A 19,192-nucleotide genomic window follows, 5' to 3' on the forward strand; every position below is an offset into this window, starting at 1 on the left:
AAGGAGGAGATGTTTATGCATCAAGAAAAGACAAGTTCTACATTTCAATTTATCTACACTGCAGTCATTGCGGGGCTATTGTCTGGCATTGTCAAATTAGGATGGGAAGTTATGTTTCCGCCGCGTACACCAGAAAGAAATGCAACCAACCCACCGCAACAGCTATTACAACAATTTGGATTATCATCAGATTTTACACATCAATCCTATCAATTCTCAGAACAAATGTTACCATGGGTCAGCTTTATCGTTCATTATAGTTTTTCTATTGTGATTGCAATCATTTATATTTATTTAGCTAAAAAATATCCAATTGTTTATGCAGGTTACGGTGCACTCTTCGGTATTTTCATCTGGATAGCATTTCATTTATTAATTATGCCTATTATTCAAACTGTTCCAGCGCCTTGGAACCAACCGTTTGACGAACATTTATCTGAGCTATTCGGTCATATTGTATGGATGATGACCATTGAATTGGTCAGACGTTATGCGATATACAAAAATAAAGCATTATAGTTATAATATAATTTATTTTAATAATCATATCCTTCGCATCTCCCTTTCATGAGGGCTACACTTAAAGTAGACAGATAAATGAAAGGGTGTCTTAGATGGGAAGACTCACAGATAAGGTATTAATTATCACAGGCGGTGCCCAAGGTATGGGTGAAATGCATGCGAAGAAAGCAATTGCGGAAGGCGCTAAAGTTGTGATTACAGACTTGAATCAAGACAAAGGACAACAAACTGCTGAAGCTTTGGGAGAAAATGCTTTGTTTATACAACAAGATGTTTCAAAAGAAGCGGATTGGCAACACGTAGTCGAAGAAACATTGAATAAATGGAATCGTATTGATGTACTAGTGAATAATGCTGGAATTACTTACAATAAATCCATTCAAGATATTTCATTAGATGACTATCTTAAAATCGTCAATATTAATCAAGTTTCTGTCTTTTTAGGTATTAAAGCTGTATCTGAAGTCATGAAAAAACAAAATAACGGTTCAATTATCAACATATCATCTATGAATGGATTAGTAGGTGGCGCAATTGGATATACTGACACCAAATTTGCGGTTAGAGGTATGACAAAAGCTGCCGCAAAAGAATTGTCACCATTTAATATTCGTGTCAACTCAGTTCATCCAGGTGTTATTCAAACACCTATGTTAGAACAAGAAGATGTCAAAGAAGCAGTGAAAGCATTTGAGAAAACAATTCCAATGAGACGTGTCGCGCAAGTGGAAGAAGTTTCTAATCTTGTTTGTTTCTTAGCCTCTGACGAAGCTTCTTATTCAACTGGATCTGAATTTGTGATAGACGGCGGACTGACTGCACAATAATAGATATCTTTAAAGCTCAATGGAATATGTACGCTATATTCCGTTGAGCTTTTTCTAACAAATTCCTTTAACTTTTGTGCACGTTACGGATACTTCTAACATCATGTCAAACTTGCTAAGCAGACATGTCGCAGAAAATTATCTTTAATCTGTATAAATGTTACTAAATTAGCCATATTTACAATAACCTCAGAGTCATCAATCTTAATATAATAAGAGTGATTAAGTTAGGAGGTTTTTTTAATGAAAGCAATCGTAGTAGGTAAAGATCATCAACCCCAAGTTACTGAGAGAACATTACGTCCCTTGAAATATGGTGAAGCCTTATTAGATATGGAATGTTGTGGTGTCTGTCATACAGACTTACATGTTGCCCATGCTGATTTCGGTGATGTAACCGGTACTATTTTAGGTCATGAAGGCGTCGGTATTGTTAAAGAAGTTGGCGAAGGTGTCACAAGTCTTAAAGTAGGAGACCGCGCAAGTGTAGCTTGGTTCTTTGAAGGATGCGGACACTGTGAATACTGTACAACAGGTCGCGAAACATTATGTCGTGAAGTTAAAAATGCAGGTTATACTGTAGACGGCGGTATGGCACAAGAATGTATCGTGACTGCAGATTATTCTGTTAAAGTACCAGATGGTTTATCATCAGAAGCTGCCAGCAGTATTACATGTGCAGGCGTGACAACTTATAAAGCAATTAAAGAATCTGGCGTACGCGCTGGTGAATGGTTAGTTTTATTTGGTTTAGGCGGCCTTGGCAACTTAGCTTTGCAATATGCCAAAAAAGTATTTAATGCGAAAGTTATCGCAGTCGATATCAATGATAGTCAACTTGAATTTGCGAAACAATATGATGCCGATATCACACTTAACCCTAAAGAAGTAGATGTCGCAAAATATATCCAAGAACACGTAGATGGTGCGCATGCGGCAGTCGTTACTGCGGTTGCTAAACAAGCCTTCAACGCAGCGGTTGAATCTGTACGTGCAGGCGGTACTGTAGTTGCAGTTGGTTTGCCAACAGAATCTATGGACTTATCTATTCCACGTTTAGTCTTAGATGGTATCCGTGTCGTAGGTTCACTTGTCGGTACACGTGAAGACTTGAAAGAAGCTTTCCAATTTGGGGCTGAAGGTTTGGTTGTACCAAAAACACAATTACGTCCTATGGAAGACGTTCAAGATATCTTTAAAGAAATGGAAGAAGGAAAAATCAATGGTCGTATGGTTATTGATTTACGCCATTAATCATACGTTTCACATACAATTTTCTTAAGTTTGATTGATCCAACCAATAAAGAAGCTCCGAAAGTGATCTAATCAGTGATTGCTTTTGGAGCTTCTTATGTTTTCATTTAATTAATGCTTTAAACGCATATGCACAGTGAGATTATTCTACTTCTACATCTTGTGCTAATGGATTAGGTGCCACTGATTTATGACTACCGCCATTACCATAGTTATTTGGTGCTTTGTCCCCTGGCAATACTAATAAGTAAATAATATAAAGTGTCACTAAACCTGCAACCACAACACCAAACAGACCAGCGAATGCTGTTGCGCCTAATACCCAACCTTCACTCGCATTTGCAGCCATGACGATACCAAAGAAGAAAGCAATGGACGCCACTGAAACGATAAAGCCGCTAATGTAAGAAATAACCGCAAATACCATTGAGCGATTTGTGTCATGTAATCGTCGTACCATCACAGTAAACGACGGAATCATAATCGCAAACGCAAAGATACTGCTTAATAGTCCACCTGAAAGTGCCCCTAAAACGGTTGAAATCACAAAGTTAATCCAAAATGGATGCCAATATTCAGGACGATCTGAACGACCATTGACATCTAAAAAGCGTGTCCAAAACAGTTTGTAACTTTCAATAATTTGATTCGTTTGATTCTCCATCTTAACCCTCCCCTTATTTGCTTAGGGTCATTATACTCACAACTTATCAAATACCTCAATTAATTTTAGGTAAATTATTTGTTAATTTTTTAATTTGTTGTATTCCTTTAAACTTACACTGATATAAAAAGGAACCTGAAATCAGATTTGACTTCAGGCTCCCTAGATAGCGTATTCATATTATTCTATGACGTCACTTTTCTCTGCTTTTTCCGCTGCTTTTCTCATGATTGGATCGATAATCGGTTTAAATGTCCAACCGATAATGAATGAACCAATACCAAACAGTGACAGGATAATGATTTTCTTAGTTAGAATTTCAGGTACATAACCTCCAACCGCTTCTCTCAACAAATCAATCGAATAAGCGAATGGAAGGTATGGATGAATGGCTTGGAAGAATTTCGGCGTCACTTCAATTGGGAAGGTACCGCCACCTCCGGCAATTTGTAAGACTAACATAATAATCGCAAGGGCTTTCCCTGGATTGCCTAGTAATGAAACGAACGTATAGACAATCGTCACAAAGACAATGGACGAGAGTACACATAAACCGATAAACCATCCGACATGTTCGACTTTCGCATGCAAGATGACTAAGTCACCTATCGACACAATCAACGATTGTAGGATACCGATAATATAGAACAATCCACTTTTACCGATATACGTTTCTCTTGTAGAAATCGTCGGCATTAATTCTTTGTGTTTATTATCTGTTGTCAACAAGCTCACCATCAGTAATGAACCTACCCAAATCGATAATGCTGTATAGAATGGCGTACTTGCTGAACCATAGTCTTTAATTGGGAAGACATCTTCTTGGTTGATTTTAATTGGATTGGAGATGACATCTGCTTGTTTCTTCAAGTCATTTTTCAACAGATCTACCATTTTATCAACCGCATCATCTTTTTCCGCTTCATCAAACAACTTATCTGCCTTAGCTAGATCTTTTTCTAAGCCAGGCAAATCATTTCTAATGAATTCTGCTAAATTATGCAGTGCTTCTTTCGCTTGCGGTTGTTTTTCATCTAATAGCTGAACCGCGTGATCATAACGATTGAATAACGCTGGAAGATTCTCATTCACTGTTGCTGTCGCATTCGCCAGCTGTTGTTCAAGTCCAGGCAAGTCGTTTCTAACGAATGATGCTGCACGTTCCACATTTTGTTGGAATTCTGGGTAGTATTGCTGTGCGGTCTCTACCGCATTTAAATATGCTTGTTCTAATTGCGGTAAAGTACCTTGAATCGTTTCAATTCGGTCGCCTACATCTCCTAATATAGATTGGCCGGCATCAATCACTTGGCGAATCGTATTCAATTTAGATTGAACCGTAGAAAGTTTCGCTTCTCCATTGTTCAACACAGACATAATATCTTGTGACACGTTAATTAAGCGTTGGTTCATATCTGATTGGATATAGTTTCTTAAATCCCCTAAAGCATGATCAACTTTCGGGATTTCTTTTAAGACTTTCACAGCTTCTGCTTTACCTGAACTACCTTGTTTCAAGGCATCTCTCAATTGATTTTGAAGCTTAATCACATGATTGACTCTGTTATTCGTTGCCTCTAGTGTTTGAATTTCTTTAGATAAATCAACATGTTCACGATTTTCAAGGTCAGATAAAATATCAATCAGTTGCTGATTAGTTTTACTTGTCACTTGTAGACGTTCTATCAAGTTATCTAGCGTACTTTCATATTCTTGCGGTTTGTCTGACGCTAAAATACCATACGTCACTTCTTCTAATGCCCCTAAATCTTGTTGACTGGCTTGTGATTGTTTTTCTGTTTGCTGTGTGAGTGATAATAATGCTTTTGTTAAAGATGATTCCATCGCATTCGCATCGTTAGAATTAAATGAATTGGTGTTATTTGAATCTTCACCGCTTGTACTCATCGGTGATACTCGAATACCTGAGTAACCTGCAGTACTTTTTGTACTTTGCGGTGTGGCTTGCGCACGACGGTTTAAATCATTTTGTGCATTATCAATCGCTTGTTGATAACTGCCGAGACGTTGTTCGACTGAAGATACATAGCCTTGTGCTTCATTTAAGCCTTGCTTACCAGCCGATACACCTTCACTTGCCATATCTACACCACGATTAATACGCGGGAAGGCTTGTGGCACGTCATTTGAAGCTACATCTAATGCGTGTTTAATATTCGGCAAATAATCATTTAACGCTAAAATCAGTTTGGCTTTTTCATTCAATGCTGGAATTGATGAATTGACCGCATTTAATTTATCTTGTGCATCTAAGATGTCACCTTTATATTGCTTAAGTCCTCGGAATTGATCCGCATATTGATCCAATTGATCTTGGTTTTGATCAAGATATAATACTTTTTTCGCTAACTCATTAATTTTCGGTACAGAATTATTCGCAGTCTTCACTGCTTTTTGTATTTTATTAATCGTCGGTATTTCATTCTCAAGTTTCACACCTAAACGATTGGCTTCACTTAACAATGCCTTCGTCACTGTTTCATTGAATTGTTCATTCGCTTTTTGAACAATCGCACTCGTTCCAGCATCTGTCATTTTCGGCGCAATCGCATTTAATTTCTGGTTCACTTTATATTCTACGTTAGCGCGTTGTGGGTCTTTTCTCAGTGTGCCTGTAATTTCATGTGTGAACTTATCTGGTATGTACATTGCTGCGTAGTATTTACCCATTCTCAAATCATGGTCTGCTTTTTTCCGACTGACAAATTCCCAATCGAAGTGGTTATCCTTCTTCAGCTTATCAACAATGGTGTTACCCACATTGATTTTCTTACCCCGGACTTTATCTCCGTTGTCTTCATTGACCACTGCGATTTTAATATTTTTTGTATTTCCGTAAGGATCCCAAGTCGCATCTAAGTTAAACCATGCGTAAAAGGATGGCAATATGGCTATACCGCATAGGATTATTATCACTGATGGATTTCTTATAATTTTCTTTAAATCTATTAGGAACAGCTTAATCGCGTTCTTCATATGCACACCTCTAAAATTATTCTATCTATTTTGGTTTCGCATTAATTTCAAATTACTGTTTGTTTATCTTAAATAAATTGATATAATGGCTTCATTAGTTAGGTAACCATCCAAAAGTTAACAACTATCAACAACAAGTCATAATACTGCTATTAGTGTACCAAGTCAAACGTCTATTTGTACACTGTAAAACTAATATATTTTAAGTGAGGTCTTTTCATGAAGAAACAAAAATTATTAGTCTGTATGCTTTCAACTTCCTTGTTGGTGCCATCTTTCCCTTTAAGTCCTGCACAAGCAGAAACGACAGATAAAGTGACAGCACCTTCACAATCTGATTCAGCATCTTCAGATAGTGCCTCAGAAACGAAACAAGATACAGAAGATAATCAAAAACAAGCAACAAAACAAAATAAAACGCAAAAAGAAAAAACATCTGATTCAGATACATCTCTAAAATCAGATAATAAAGATCATGCTGATTCAGAATCCAACACACGTACACCATCAAAAGATTCATCTGCATCATCCTCAGATCAAACAACATCAAATGATACAGAGTCAGATTATGATGCACATACCCTAGACTTCTTTAAGTCTACACCGAAGTATGAATCATCTAACCGCTTCGACAGCTTTTTCAGCCGTCTCTTCCCTCGTTATCAAAGCGAAACACCAACAGCGGATACTACGCAAGATGAAAATGATTCTAACACTGACAATGAACAAGCATCAAATAATCAAGCAGAAACAGCTGATCAACATCAAACAAACGACACAACTACTGATGATCAAACTAATCCAAATATAGATAGCTCAGATGAAACAACATCATCAGAAGATACATCTTCTAACCAACCATCGTCAGAACCTGAAGCTTCAAAGGATAACCAAGATATTATTAACCAACTTGATGAAGCCAGCAATAAGGTCACAAACAAAGTTCAACAAGAGAGTGAACAAGCAAATTCAAATGACACTGCACAATCTGACGATACGAACCAAACATCACAAAGTGAATCTGCAGAAGCAGATTCTACTAACGACACAACAACTGATAATCAATCCACTTCTGACTCAACACAAACAGATGCAACCCAATCGTCAAGCGACAACACTTCTAACGCAGATGACCGTGTCATAGAGTCTATTTTGGATCGATACAGCGAAGACGCAAAACAAAGTAAATCAGACTACGATACAAAGAAACAAAATAAAGCACAATCAGACAAAGCATCTTTAGGTACATCCAACAAACAAGCACCTAAAGATGAAACAGCCGGTGATCCTTCTAATCCGCAGTTACCTTCAAAAGCACAATTAGATAAGAAACAAAAACCGGCACAATCTTTTGAAGATGGTTTAAAACGTTCAGACATCAGATCTACTGCGACTTTTGAGTTACTCCCAAATCTCTCAGGAGATAATGGTCAATCAAGTGATATCGCAGTCTCTGAAAATAAAGCCACACGTGACTTTATTAAAAGTATTGCCAAAGATGCGCACGATGTCGGCCAAGATAAAGATATCTATGCCTCTGTCATGATTGCACAAGCGATTTTAGAATCTGATTCTGGCAATAGTTCCTTAGCACGTGCACCACACTACAATCTCTTTGGGATTAAAGGTGCCTATAAAGGACATTCCGCAAACTTCAATACACTTGAAGACAATGGCGGCAGTATGTATCAGATTTCAGCTGGATTCCGCAGTTATCCTAGTGAAAAAGAATCATTGGAAGACTACGCAGATTTAATTAAAAACGGCATCGACGGCAATCCGACAATCTATCAGCCGACTTGGAAAAGTGAAGCTGCAACGTATCGCGATGCGACAAGACATCTTGCACATACTTATGCGACAGATTCACGCTACGCAGATAAATTGAACAGTTTAATTAAACATTATGACTTAACACGCTTTGATAAAAAGAAAATGCCAGATATGAAAAACTATCAACCAAGCAATGAAGATCACGAAGGTGATTTCAAACCATTCGCAGAAACGACTGGCAATATGCCTTATCCGCATGGCCAATGTACATGGTATGTCTATAACCGTATGCCGCAATTTGGTAAAACAATCAGCGGTGATTTAGGCGACGCACGTAATTGGAATAACCGTGCAGATGGTAAAGGTTACCATGTCTCTTCTACACCTAAAGCACATACTGCAGTTGTCTTTGAAGCAGGACAACAAGGTGCCGATGACATGTATGGCCATGTTGCTTTCGTAGAGAAAGTAAACAAAGATGGTTCTATTGTGATTTCTGAATCTAACATGCAAGGTTTAGGTGTCATTTCATATAGAACGATTGATGCAGATGATGCGCAAGAATTAAGTTATATTGAGGGACAAGATAAATAATAAAAATAACGCGCCATTCAAAGAACCATGTAACTGGTTTTGAATGGCGCGTTTTATTTATCACTTATTTTAAGATTGTTTAGATTTACGACGTTTCACAAACCATGTGATGCCGCCACCAATAACAATAAGCGCAATACCTATAGGCAACGCTGTTTTCTTCACAACTTCACCAGTTGCTGGTAAATCAAAGTTGCCATTGTCATCAAAGAGTCCGCTTAAGAAATCATCATGTGGATTACCTAATGATAACGCATGTCCTTCTGATGGATTTGGGATATCCGGAATACCATCTAACAGACTGCCTTTGTTAGCTAGCTTATCAAGTAGACTTGGCCCACCAAGTAAGCTTGGTTTATGACCCAACAAGTCTTTATTTAATAGACTGCCGTGAGACTTACCTAATAAACTTGGCGTATCTTTCAATGGATCAAAGATATGATTGAGATCTGATTTGACACGACTGATATCTTGGTCCGCTTGAAGTAAATCATTTAATGGCTTATCAAGTCCTGTTTTAAGCGCATCTAACAATTCACCTTTCACATCTTCTTTCTTCGCTATTACATTCGCAAGTGCATGTGCTTTCTCGTCATTGAATTTTGTAGCGAGCATTGTTTCAATCGCTTGGCGTTTATTGTGTGCTTGATCAATGACGTTTCCAATGATTTCATCTGCTGAAACATCTGAACCATAATGTTGTTTCAACAATTGAACGATTTCAGCACTATTTGGACGTTTCGCCATAATTTGACGTGCTATATCCGCCGCTTCATTTTTCTCAAACTTCGTAGACAATAAAGTTTGAATTAAAGCTTCTTTATCATTCGCTTTATCAAACATCGATTCAAGCAAGCTGTCACTTGTAAATGAACTGATACCATCTAATTGACTCAATACTTGGCTCGCAATTTGTTTATCTGTTTTACCTTTTGTATCAATACGGTCAATCAATTCTTGCGCACGTTGTTCATCCACAGTGCTGCCGATGATTTCTTTCACTGCTTGTCGCTTATCTGCTGCTGATTGTAGATGTTCTGTAATGATCGCGTCTTGTTGGTTGAGACTACTTTTCGTTTTCTCAATTTCATCTTGTAATTGTTGTGCTTTGTCTTGTGAGATTTGATTACGTTCATTTAATCTGTTTTCTAAAGTTTGTAAATTAGCTTCTTTATTTTGAACGTATTGGTCTAAATCTTGTTGCGTTGTATCTCGTGCAGCTGTCACACGATCAATATCATTTCTTAATGTACTCAAAGCTTCTGATGCGTGTGTTTCTTGTTTCGCATTTGAATCTCCACTTCCGGAAGTATTCGTTTCTCCATCATTTAGTTTCCCGTTATCAACTTTATTCGAGATTGCTTCTAAATCTGAGATGAAGGCATCTATATTTTGATTTGCTTTCTCTTGATTTAATTGTGCATTTGCCACTTGTGATGAAGAATCTGAATCATGCATTTGTGCGCGTTGTGAAGCTTGGTTCAAATCATTATGTGCTTTTTCTAATCTATCTGTCACAGCAGAATTTTCAGCACTTGGTGTTGTTGTTAATTCAGGTTGCGCTTTTGGACGGTTTGATTCATCTTTTGAGAGTGAAGTTGCTTTATCTTCGCTTTGTGTCGTCGTACTTGATTGTGCTTCCTTGTCTTTCGCTAATTCAGAAGTTGCTTTTTCTTCTTTGAGCTGTGCCTCTTTCTCTTTGACGTCTTTCAAAATAGCATCTATGTCTGAGACACGCTCAGCCTTATTCACATCTGTTTTAAATTGCGCTTTGTCACTTTCCTTCATTGCCTTAATTCGATCAATTTCTTTTTTCGCTTCTTCCATACGCGACTTAAGTGTTGTTGAAGCTTTCGTATCTTGTGTTGCTTTGACATCTGTTTGATCTTCCGCAATAACCGTAGGTGTAGATGTTAAGTTATAACTCAATAAAGTCGTACTTAATAGTACAACCGCGCTTGAAAACTTTAATGAATGGCTAAATTTATCTTTATGGTTTAAATCGGGGTATCTTTCTTTTTTCATTCACTTCACCTTTCCTCATCACTATACAAGTTACATTATATTAGTTTACACCTATCATTCAAAGTGGAAACTCATTTTTTTACACTAATTTTTAATATATACCTGCATTAATATTTGCGAATGCCTACAAACTAAGGAAACTTGCTTAAATATTCCCGTAATCTTAAAATTAATGTAAGTAAAAAGATACATGTGATGTATTGAATAATTAATGGAGTGAGCAAAGTGAACGCTAAAATTGAACAACTTAAAGAAATTATTGATCATTCGAACAAAATTGTCTTTTTCACAGGTGCAGGGATTTCAGTTGCGAGTGGTATTCCTGATTTCCGTTCAGCTGGTGGATTGTATGAAGCTGTAGAGGAAAAAGGCTTGTCTCCAGAATATTTATTAAGTCATGATTATTTACAAGATAATCCTGTTGGCTTTATGGACTTTTGTCATGATTATTTATTGTTTGCGGATAAAAAGCCAAATAATGTGCATGAATGGATTGCGCAGTTAGAAGCTGACAACCGTTCACTAGGTGTCATCACACAAAATATTGACGGCTTACATTCAGATGCGGGCAGTCACAATGTAGATGAGTTACATGGTACGTTAAATACATTCTATAGTATCAATGACCGTAAAGATGAATATAGTAAACCTTATGTGATTGACCATCATTTAAGACATAGTGAGAAAGATGGCAGTCCTATCAGACCAGATATTGTCTTGTATGGTGAAATGTTAAACCAAATAACGATTTTGAGTGCAATCAGTAAAATCCAACAAGCGGACACCCTCGTTGTGTTAGGGTCATCACTCGTAGTACAACCTGCTTCTGGATTGATTTCAAATTTTGAAGGTGAAAATCTTGTGATTATCAATAAAGATGTCACACCTTATGACAGTGATGCTGATTTAGTGATTCACGATGATATGAAACATGTGATTAACGAGCTAAACAAAATAGATTAACTTATAAAGTTGAATCTCATATAAAGCAATAAGTAACCCTCTGGGCATAAAATTCATGCTCAGAGGGTTTTGTATTAGCTTTCTATATTCGCTTTTGTTTTTGTTCTTCTTAATTTATCATCACTTGCCTAAGGCTTTTAGCGTATCTAACGCCACTTGTTGTGCTGATTGCGGGTTTTGACCTGTGATTAATCTGCCATCTGAAACGACAAAGTTTGACCAGTCATCACCTTTTTCATAACTAGCACCTTTTTCAATTAAGGCATCTTCTAATAGATATGGCAAGTTGTCTCCAACACCCATTTGTGATTCTTCACTGTTAGAGAAACCTGCGACCTTCTTACCTTTAACTAGGTTTTGGCCATTGTCTTTAATGTTTAATAAACCAGCTGGTCCATGACATACAGCTGTGACATAACCGCTATTTGAATAAATCTTCTCTGCTAAATCGATGAGACCTTTATCTTTTTCAAAGTCCCATACAACGCCATGACCACCTGCGTAATAAATCACTTCATAGTCATCTGGATTAACTTCTTCAGGTTTCAATGAATGATTGAGCTGTGTCATGAATTGATGATCTGTATAATACTTCCAATCTACATCAGACATGAAGTCTTCTTGAAGACTTGCTGGGTCAATGGGCACAAAGCCGCCTTTAGGACTCACATAATCAATGTCGTAACCTGCTTTATAGAATTCGTCCGCAAAGTGTACGACTTCTCCAAGCCAAGCACCTGTTGGACGTGGTAAATCTGGATATTTTGATGTGTTTGTGACTGCTATTAGAATTTTTTTCATTACGCTTCACCTCACTCTTTGTATTCACTGATTTTGAAAAAATTAATCATAGCGCATGACTAGCAATATTAAAATTTCGATGTTTATCTTTGAATAGGAGTTGTACTTGAATGTTAAATCCCCTTCTCATTTTTCTTTAAAACCCTCTTAAAAGTTGTACACTTTATTTTTGGTTTTTATTTTAAAACCGCGTCAAATCAACGTTCTTGACCATTTTTGACTAAATCGATAAACCGCGTGAGCATAAGGTTTGTGTTAGTTACGTTTACGTTGTAGAATAATTGTAGACAACTTGGTTAAGCGCCAAAATGTTGTCAGATTAATCAAGTTAGGAGGGATAGACGTGACAACAATCGAACAACACAATGGTTTCAAGCGGACGTTTCAAGAGGGTCATTTAACCTTAGGTTTAAGCGTACCTTTTGATACTTCTGAAAAGATCGCATTGTCCTTTGATCAACAAGCAGAATTAGCGCAGTATGCTGAAGAACTTGGATTTACCAGCCTATTTGTGCGAGATAACCCATTATATAGTCCACATCTAGGTCCAGTAACGACAAACTATGATCCGTTTGTATTTTTAACTTATCTCAGTGCTAAAACGAATAAAATTGCGCTCGGAACAGCCAGTATTGTTGCGACATTACGTCATCCCATTCACGTTGCGAAAGCAGCTGCGACTCTTGACTTGGTATCAAATGAGCGATTTTTAATGGGACTTGCGACTGGAGATCGTTCATTCGAGTTTCCAGCTTTCAAAGTCGAAGAGAAAACGTTACATCATCATTTTAGAGATGCCGTTTCATCGTTAAATGCACTGTGGCAAGACCATTCTCCAAACATTTCAAATTCAATCTTTGAACTATACGAGGATTCTGGTCTGCAAGTTTTACCCAAACATCACCATATCCCGATCTTTGCGACGGGAAATGCCAAACAAGATTTAGACTGGATTAAACAGCATATGGATGGTTGGTTATTTTATGCACAAGAGTTTCAAATGCAGAAAGCATTACTGCAAGCGTGGCATGATAATGATGTCTTTAAACCATTCTTGCATCCATTAGCATTAGATTTATCTAAAGATCCAAATGAAAAAATCAAACCCATAAAGGGTGGCTATAGATTAGGCAGAAACACTTTAATTAATGTATTGAAAGCATATGAACGTATCGGTACAAACCATATTATCTTGGGCTTAGTCTCAAGTGATAGAACGTACCAAGATATGATGAAAGAATTGGGCGATTATGTGATTCCACATTTCCCACCAAACGAAATCAAGGAGGAACTCTAATAATATGAAAATTTTAGATAGAATTAATGAACTCGCAAATAAAGAAAAAGAAATGGTGTTGAGCACAGCAGAAAAACAAGAACAACACGACCTAAGACAAGAATATCTTAAAATGATTCGTGGGCAAGTTGTAAGTACATTCTCAACATTGAAAGTTGTAGATCCACTTGGTGAAGACGTAACACCAGATAAAATTTATGAATTACGCGAAGAAATGGGTACATTAGATTTAAAATCTGAATAATCCATTTTAAAATAAATGACAGATGAATAGCACTCCTAGAAAAGTGTAAGGGTTGGATGCTTCTTAATGAAAGCGTCCAACCCTTTTTCTTTTGATTATGCAGGATGTGAAACACCTATGAACTTAAATGTTTCATGCTCATACTCAAACTTTAATACACAACAATTGGTATATTTGATTTTAATAACCTCTTCTAATGGTAAGACATGCATCATGAATAAGAAGAGTATTCCGCCATGACTGACCGTAATAACATTGGCATGATGTGTTTGATGCATGATTTCAGTTAAAGTTTGAACGGTACGTTGATACACTTGTTCTCTCGTTTCACCACCATAATCTTCAAAGAAACGTTCATAGGAAGCCACGCCATAATGATGTGGCGGCGTTAATAGCTCTGACTCACCTTCAAACAAACCGAAATTCCACTCTTTAATTCCTTTTAATCTCGTATACGGCTCATTTGGAAATAAGATTTCTAGCGTATCAGAAGCACGTTCTTGTGTAGAACAAAATAATTCATAATCCGTAATATTTAAGCTGTCTAAATAAGCTTTCGCCTGTATGGCTTGTTCTTTTCCGAGTTCTGTTAAAGGGGAATCTGAAGCACCTTGTATTTGATGTTTCTGGTTAAACAAAGTTTGTCCGTGTCTAATTAGATATAATGTCTTTTTCATGTTGCTTACTCCTCATTGTAGTCATTTCATTATCTGTATATCTATTTCTGTGTTAGAAAATGATGGCCTTCCCTTTCATCATAACGAATACATACGATACATAGTCATGTACTTTATTACGGTTTTAAAACATTTTGTGCATTTCGCACAAATTCAAGTTCTGTTTTCATCACTTTATGCACTTCTATTATCTAGGTTCCATGATAAGCTATATATAAAGATTGTGAAAGATTTCACGAATTAACTAGAAGGAGCGATTGATTATGACAAAAGTATTTGTAGCAGGTGCCATTCCAGAGGCAGGACTCAATCAACTAAAAGCGCATTTTGAAGTGGATATGTATACAGGAGATCAATTAATCACAGAAGATGAATTAATAGAACGCATCAAAGATGCGGATGGTTTAATCAGTTTATTATCTACTAATGTGAGTAAGCAAGCAATTGAATCTGCGCCAAACTTAAAAATCATCGCAAACTATGGTGCAGGCTTCAACAACATTGATATCAAAGCAGCACGCGAACATGATATCGATGTTACTAACACACCCATAGCTTCAACGAATGCGACAGCTGATTTGACGATGGGAATCTTACTCGCAGTCGCAAGACGTATTCCAGAAGGTGATCAATTATGCCGCACAAAAGGCTTCAACGGCTGGTCTCCACTCTTCTTCCGCGGGCGCGAAGTATCAGGCAAAACGATTGGTATTATCGGTCTTGGTGAAATTGGTTCAGCAGTCGCGCGTCGCGCTAAAGGTTTCGATATGGACATTATTTATTCTGGTCCATCGAGACATGAAGAACGCGAACAAGAACTTGGTGCACGTTATGTCTCACAAGATGAACTGTTGAAAGAAGCTGATTTCGTCACAATCAACTGTTCTTATAACGAAAACATGCGCCATATGATTGATTATAACGAAATTAAGAAAATGAAGCCGACAGCGTACTTAGTGAACGCATCAAGAGGTCCAATTGTTTATGAAGCAGAGTTGGTTAAAGCTCTACAAGACGGTTTAATCGAAGGTGCTGCGTTAGACGTCTTCGAATTCGAACCAGAAATCACTGAAGCACTAAAATCTATGGATAATGTCGTGATTACACCGCATATCGGAAATGCGACATTTGAAGCACGTGATATGATGGCTGAAATTGCGGCAGGTAACGTTGTCAAAGCGCTCACAGGTGAAACACCAGATTATATAGTGAATAAATAGGAGTGATCGTCATGGTTGATACAAAACAACGCTTTTTTAATATGAAAGATTTGCCACGCTTCTCTGATGAAGCTGCACAAAAAACAGTATTCTATCAAACTGAACATTCTGCAGGTGCTGTTTGGTGCATGAAACCAGGTCAATATTTAGCTTGTCACACACATGCACAAGCAGATGATGTATGGATTGTGACACAAGGTGAAGGTACATTCTATACAAATTACGGCGAAGAACGCATCATTAAAGCAGGCGATGTCATTGTTTCATTCCCAGGTGATGCACACGGCATGATGAATACAGGAGACGAAGACTTTATCATGCTTGGCTTCGCAACACCAATGCCACTAGACTTTATCCCTTATGACTATTAAATTCAATAAACTTATTCAAAGAATGCTGTTGCGTCACATCACAGCATTCTTTTTATGTTCCATAATAAAATAGATTTCTTCATTGATTAGTTGATAAAAGCAATAAATGAAACAAACATGATAAGATAAAGACAGTATATTTTTAAGGAGGTTAAATTATGGATCAAATCATCAGTTACATACTTATTTCACTATTAATTATTGTCATACCCGGCCCAGATTTCTTCATTGTCGCCTCAAACACCATGAAAGGCAGTGTTAAAAATGGCGTCATGACCGCACTGGGCATCTGTAGCGGCCATGTGCTTTACTCTGCGATTGCCGCATTAGGCTTAATCTTTATACTTACCAGCTCATACTATGCTTTTATCACGATTAAACTTCTTGGGGCTGTTTATATTGCCTATTTAGGTGTGAAAACCATTTTAAACGCACGTAAGTCTCATCATATTGCCACATCATCAGACTATCCTATCAGACACATCAACTTGTTTAAATCATTCAGACAAGGCTTTATGAGTACAATTTTGAATCCAAAGGCCATTCTCTTTTATATTTCAATCTTGCCTCAATTCGTTTCAAAAAGTGAAGGGTCACTCAAAATTATTGCCTTATCTACACTCTTTATCGCACTCGTATTTATTTGGTTTTTCTTATGCAGTTTCTTATTTACACATATCAAGAAGCTCTTTAATCAACCGACTTTCAAAATGGTCTTTGACTATGTCGTAGGATTAGTATTAATCGGACTAGCTATTAGTATTTTGAAATTCGAGCGATAAGAAACTTCTATCACTGTACATGACTAGGAATTTTATGTGATTGTGTTAACATAGATGATATCTATCAACCATAAAGCAAACTCATCTTTCGTGAGTGACTCTTATCTCATAAAAATGATGAATACAAACTAGAAATTACAGGTAAGATGATAAAAAGAGAAAAGAAAGAAGTGAGGATTATGACAATCACAAGGGGCATCAATCATATTGGGTTAACTGTACCAGACATTGACGCAGCAACACAGTTTTTCAAAAACGCTTTAGACGGTAAGGTGGCTTACGATAGCCAGACAGAATTGGATCAACCACGTGGCGGTAATAAGGTTGAACATTTCTTAGGTCTTGAATCAGGGGCGAAAATTATTAAAAAGCGTATGATGGTTTTCGGTAATGGTCCGAATATTGAATTGTTCGAGTTTGTCAATGCACATCAACAAGCACCTGCTGCACTCCAAGATATTGGTCTTACGCACCTTTCTTTTTACATTGACGACTTCGATACAGCGCTTGAACGCATGGTGGAAGCTGGAGGCAAACCGGTTTCTGAACCTCATGAAAATACACGCTATGAAGATTCCGTCGGAAGCCAAACTATCTATTTCAAAGCACCTTGGGGCAGCTTGATAGAGCTTCAAACCATCCCAAACGGTTATTATTACCCAGAAAATAGTGAAGCTGATGTCTTTATTCCTAAACCGCATTAATCAGCAATGCTTTATATCGCATAAACAAAGCCTATTCCTGTCTGTTCGGAATAGGCTTTATTTTAATGATGTGCTTCTGTTTTCACTTGATTGAAATACGGTTCATCTAAGTGGTTGATTGCTAAATGTTCAATTTGAAGTGTTGTATGAGATAAACCATAACGTTCTTTGAGTAATGTTTCGATCTCATTAATACTTTGATATGCATCTGTACTGCTTTGGCTGTCTAAGACAATGTGCGCACTTAATGAATATTGGTCTGTTGTGATGGCCCATAAGTGGAATTCGTGTACATCTAACACACCCGGAACAGCTTTAATTGAATCGATAATTTTATCTGTATCTAACTCATCAGGTACAGCTTCCATCAATACCATCCAAGCGTTTTTCATGATTTTATAGCCGCCTCTAAAGATAACGATAGAGATAATCATACTTAAAATCGGGTCGAATAATTGAATGCCTGTGAAGTGAATTAATAATACAGCTAAGATAACACCGACTGAATTTAATAAGTCGCCGATGAAGTGCCATAGTGCACTTTGTACATTAATGTTTTGTTCATTTTTTAATGAACGCATCAAAATGATAGTTAAGACAATATTGACGATTAAACCGATACTCGCAATGACCAACATCAAACCGCTTTCAACTTGTTGCGGATAGACGATACGCATAATCGCTTCGTAGAAGATACCGATAGAAATCACCGCAAGTGCTAAACCATTTAAAAATGCGGCTAAGATTTCAAAACGTAAGTAACCATATGTGAAGCGTGCCGTTGGTTTACGGCTTGCGAAATAAATCGCAAGCATTGATAAACCTAAGGCTAAGACATCACTTAACATATGAAATGAGTCAGAGAGTAATGCGAGTGAGTTAGACATAATCCCACCAACAAACTCTACGATTGTGAAGAATAAAGTGATAATTAACGTTGCCCATAAAGTGGCTTTAGATTGTGATTGAATTTTACTGTGTTCGACATGGTGGAAATATGTTTGTCTCATGATTTATCCTCCCTTATTTACCGTATGTGATACTTGCGCCTAAGTGACCTGCGACAATGAGTAAAACAAAACCAATCACTGTCAACACTACTGTAAAAATAACGCTTAATTTTCTATATTTTGTAAACCACATACCAGCGAGATGTGTAACTGTCGCTAAACCATAAGTAATAAGGGCAGACATTGCGAAATTCTCATGTAAGTGAACTAAACTTTCTACGTGACTCGCACCATAGTGCTGCACCGCATAGGCCTCTCCGCTATCTCCTAAGAGATAACTGATTGCGCCGAAGATAATACCTGAACCTAACAACACTGCAAGGGTAATGGATAAATCAAATTTCTTAATAAAGACATGAATAATGGCGATAATAGTTGCTAATGATAATAATGCGATTGGAAAATGGACGAATAATGGATGTAATGGCATCTCTTTTCAACTCCTCTGAATACTTTGTTTTTCTTGA

At 37.2% G+C, this 19,192-nt stretch carries 18 protein-coding genes; 11 read left to right on the forward strand and 7 right to left on the reverse strand.

Translation table 11 applies throughout. The features are described from left to right. Positions 1-15 precede the first annotated feature (15 nt). From ACFCT9_RS09670 to adhP, 3 genes are all read left to right on the forward strand, one after another. Complete coding sequence (locus ACFCT9_RS09670) at positions 16-519, forward strand: YagU family protein (protein WP_412518922.1); 504 nt, start codon at positions 16-18, stop codon at positions 517-519. Between the two features lie 95 nt (positions 520-614). Beyond that, positions 615-1,349 (forward strand): glucose 1-dehydrogenase, encoded by a 735-nt coding sequence (locus tag ACFCT9_RS09675; protein ID WP_412518923.1) that lies wholly within the window; start codon positions 615-617, stop codon positions 1,347-1,349. Between the two features lie 243 nt (positions 1,350-1,592). Continuing rightward, positions 1,593-2,603, forward strand: coding sequence for an alcohol dehydrogenase AdhP (adhP, locus tag ACFCT9_RS09680; protein WP_412518924.1), 1,011 nt, complete (start codon positions 1,593-1,595; stop codon positions 2,601-2,603). 142 nt (positions 2,604-2,745) lie between these two features. Here the strand turns inward: adhP and ACFCT9_RS09685 are convergent, their stop codons facing one another. Next, complete coding sequence (locus tag ACFCT9_RS09685; protein WP_412518926.1) at positions 2,746-3,267, reverse strand: DUF805 domain-containing protein; 522 nt, start codon at positions 3,265-3,267, stop codon at positions 2,746-2,748. A 180-nt stretch (positions 3,268-3,447) separates the two neighbouring features. Next, a complete protein-coding gene (locus ACFCT9_RS09690) occupies positions 3,448-6,264 on the reverse strand; it encodes a YhgE/Pip domain-containing protein (RefSeq protein ID WP_412518928.1) in 2,817 nt (938 codons plus the stop codon). A gap of 219 nt (positions 6,265-6,483) precedes the next feature. On the opposite strand from ACFCT9_RS09690, the gene ACFCT9_RS09695 reads away from it, so the two are divergent. Continuing rightward, positions 6,484-8,631 carry an amidase domain-containing protein gene (locus ACFCT9_RS09695; protein WP_412518930.1) on the forward strand — a complete coding sequence of 716 codons (2,148 nt, stop codon included), beginning with the start codon at positions 6,484-6,486 and terminating at the stop codon, positions 8,629-8,631. A 69-nt stretch (positions 8,632-8,700) separates the two neighbouring features. On the opposite strand, the gene ACFCT9_RS09700 is transcribed toward ACFCT9_RS09695, so the two are convergent. Continuing rightward, a complete protein-coding gene (locus tag ACFCT9_RS09700; protein WP_412518932.1) occupies positions 8,701-10,656 on the reverse strand; it encodes a hypothetical protein in 1,956 nt (651 codons plus the stop codon). A gap of 225 nt (positions 10,657-10,881) precedes the next feature. On the opposite strand from ACFCT9_RS09700, the gene ACFCT9_RS09705 reads away from it, so the two are divergent. Continuing rightward, positions 10,882-11,619, forward strand: coding sequence for an NAD-dependent protein deacylase (locus ACFCT9_RS09705; RefSeq protein WP_412518934.1), 738 nt, complete (start codon positions 10,882-10,884; stop codon positions 11,617-11,619). A 120-nt stretch (positions 11,620-11,739) separates the two neighbouring features. Here the strand turns inward: ACFCT9_RS09705 and ACFCT9_RS09710 are convergent, their stop codons facing one another. After that, positions 11,740-12,420 (reverse strand): type 1 glutamine amidotransferase domain-containing protein, encoded by a 681-nt coding sequence (locus tag ACFCT9_RS09710; RefSeq protein ID WP_412518936.1) that lies wholly within the window; start codon positions 12,418-12,420, stop codon positions 11,740-11,742. Positions 12,421-12,763: 343 nt separating this feature from the next. On the opposite strand from ACFCT9_RS09710, the gene ACFCT9_RS09715 reads away from it, so the two are divergent. Together ACFCT9_RS09715 and ACFCT9_RS09720 are read left to right on the forward strand one after the other, a co-directional pair. Further along, positions 12,764-13,717 carry an LLM class oxidoreductase gene (locus ACFCT9_RS09715; protein WP_412518938.1) on the forward strand — a complete coding sequence of 318 codons (954 nt, stop codon included), beginning with the start codon at positions 12,764-12,766 and terminating at the stop codon, positions 13,715-13,717. Between the two features lie 4 nt (positions 13,718-13,721). Next, the gene (locus ACFCT9_RS09720; RefSeq protein WP_412518940.1) at positions 13,722-13,961 is read left to right on the forward strand and encodes a DUF896 domain-containing protein; all 240 of its coding nucleotides are present in this window, start codon (positions 13,722-13,724) and stop codon (positions 13,959-13,961) included. 95 nt (positions 13,962-14,056) lie between these two features. Here ACFCT9_RS09720 and ACFCT9_RS09725 read toward each other — a convergent pair whose 3' ends face one another. Next, on the reverse strand, positions 14,057-14,638 hold the full coding sequence (locus ACFCT9_RS09725; RefSeq protein ID WP_412518942.1) for a histidine phosphatase family protein: 582 nt from the start codon (positions 14,636-14,638) through the stop codon (positions 14,057-14,059). Between the two features lie 263 nt (positions 14,639-14,901). Here ACFCT9_RS09725 and ACFCT9_RS09730 point away from each other — a divergent pair, with 263 nt between their 5' ends. The 4 genes from ACFCT9_RS09730 (at position 14,902) to ACFCT9_RS09745 (ending at position 17,715) form a co-directional block, all read left to right on the forward strand. Next, positions 14,902-15,858 carry an NAD(P)-dependent oxidoreductase gene (locus tag ACFCT9_RS09730; RefSeq protein ID WP_412518943.1) on the forward strand — a complete coding sequence of 319 codons (957 nt, stop codon included), beginning with the start codon at positions 14,902-14,904 and terminating at the stop codon, positions 15,856-15,858. A gap of 11 nt (positions 15,859-15,869) precedes the next feature. Next, a complete protein-coding gene (locus tag ACFCT9_RS09735; RefSeq protein ID WP_412518945.1) occupies positions 15,870-16,229 on the forward strand; it encodes a cupin domain-containing protein in 360 nt (119 codons plus the stop codon). A 158-nt stretch (positions 16,230-16,387) separates the two neighbouring features. Beyond that, positions 16,388-17,011: a LysE family translocator gene (locus tag ACFCT9_RS09740; protein ID WP_412518947.1), complete on the forward strand. Its 624-nt coding sequence runs from the start codon at positions 16,388-16,390 to the stop codon at positions 17,009-17,011. A 179-nt stretch (positions 17,012-17,190) separates the two neighbouring features. Next, a complete protein-coding gene (locus tag ACFCT9_RS09745; RefSeq protein ID WP_412518949.1) occupies positions 17,191-17,715 on the forward strand; it encodes a VOC family protein in 525 nt (174 codons plus the stop codon). Between the two features lie 62 nt (positions 17,716-17,777). On the opposite strand, the gene ACFCT9_RS09750 is transcribed toward ACFCT9_RS09745, so the two are convergent. Beyond that, entirely contained in the window at positions 17,778-18,725 is a 948-nt protein-coding gene (locus ACFCT9_RS09750) for a cation diffusion facilitator family transporter (RefSeq protein WP_412518950.1), read from the reverse strand. 13 nt (positions 18,726-18,738) lie between these two features. Then, the gene (locus tag ACFCT9_RS09755) at positions 18,739-19,155 is read right to left on the reverse strand and encodes a DUF2231 domain-containing protein (RefSeq protein WP_412518951.1); all 417 of its coding nucleotides are present in this window, start codon (positions 19,153-19,155) and stop codon (positions 18,739-18,741) included. Positions 19,156-19,192: the final 37 nt, after the last annotated feature.

This window comes from Staphylococcus simulans, assembly GCF_047037175.1.
Classification (GTDB): Bacteria; Bacillota; Bacilli; order Staphylococcales; family Staphylococcaceae; genus Staphylococcus; species Staphylococcus simulans_C.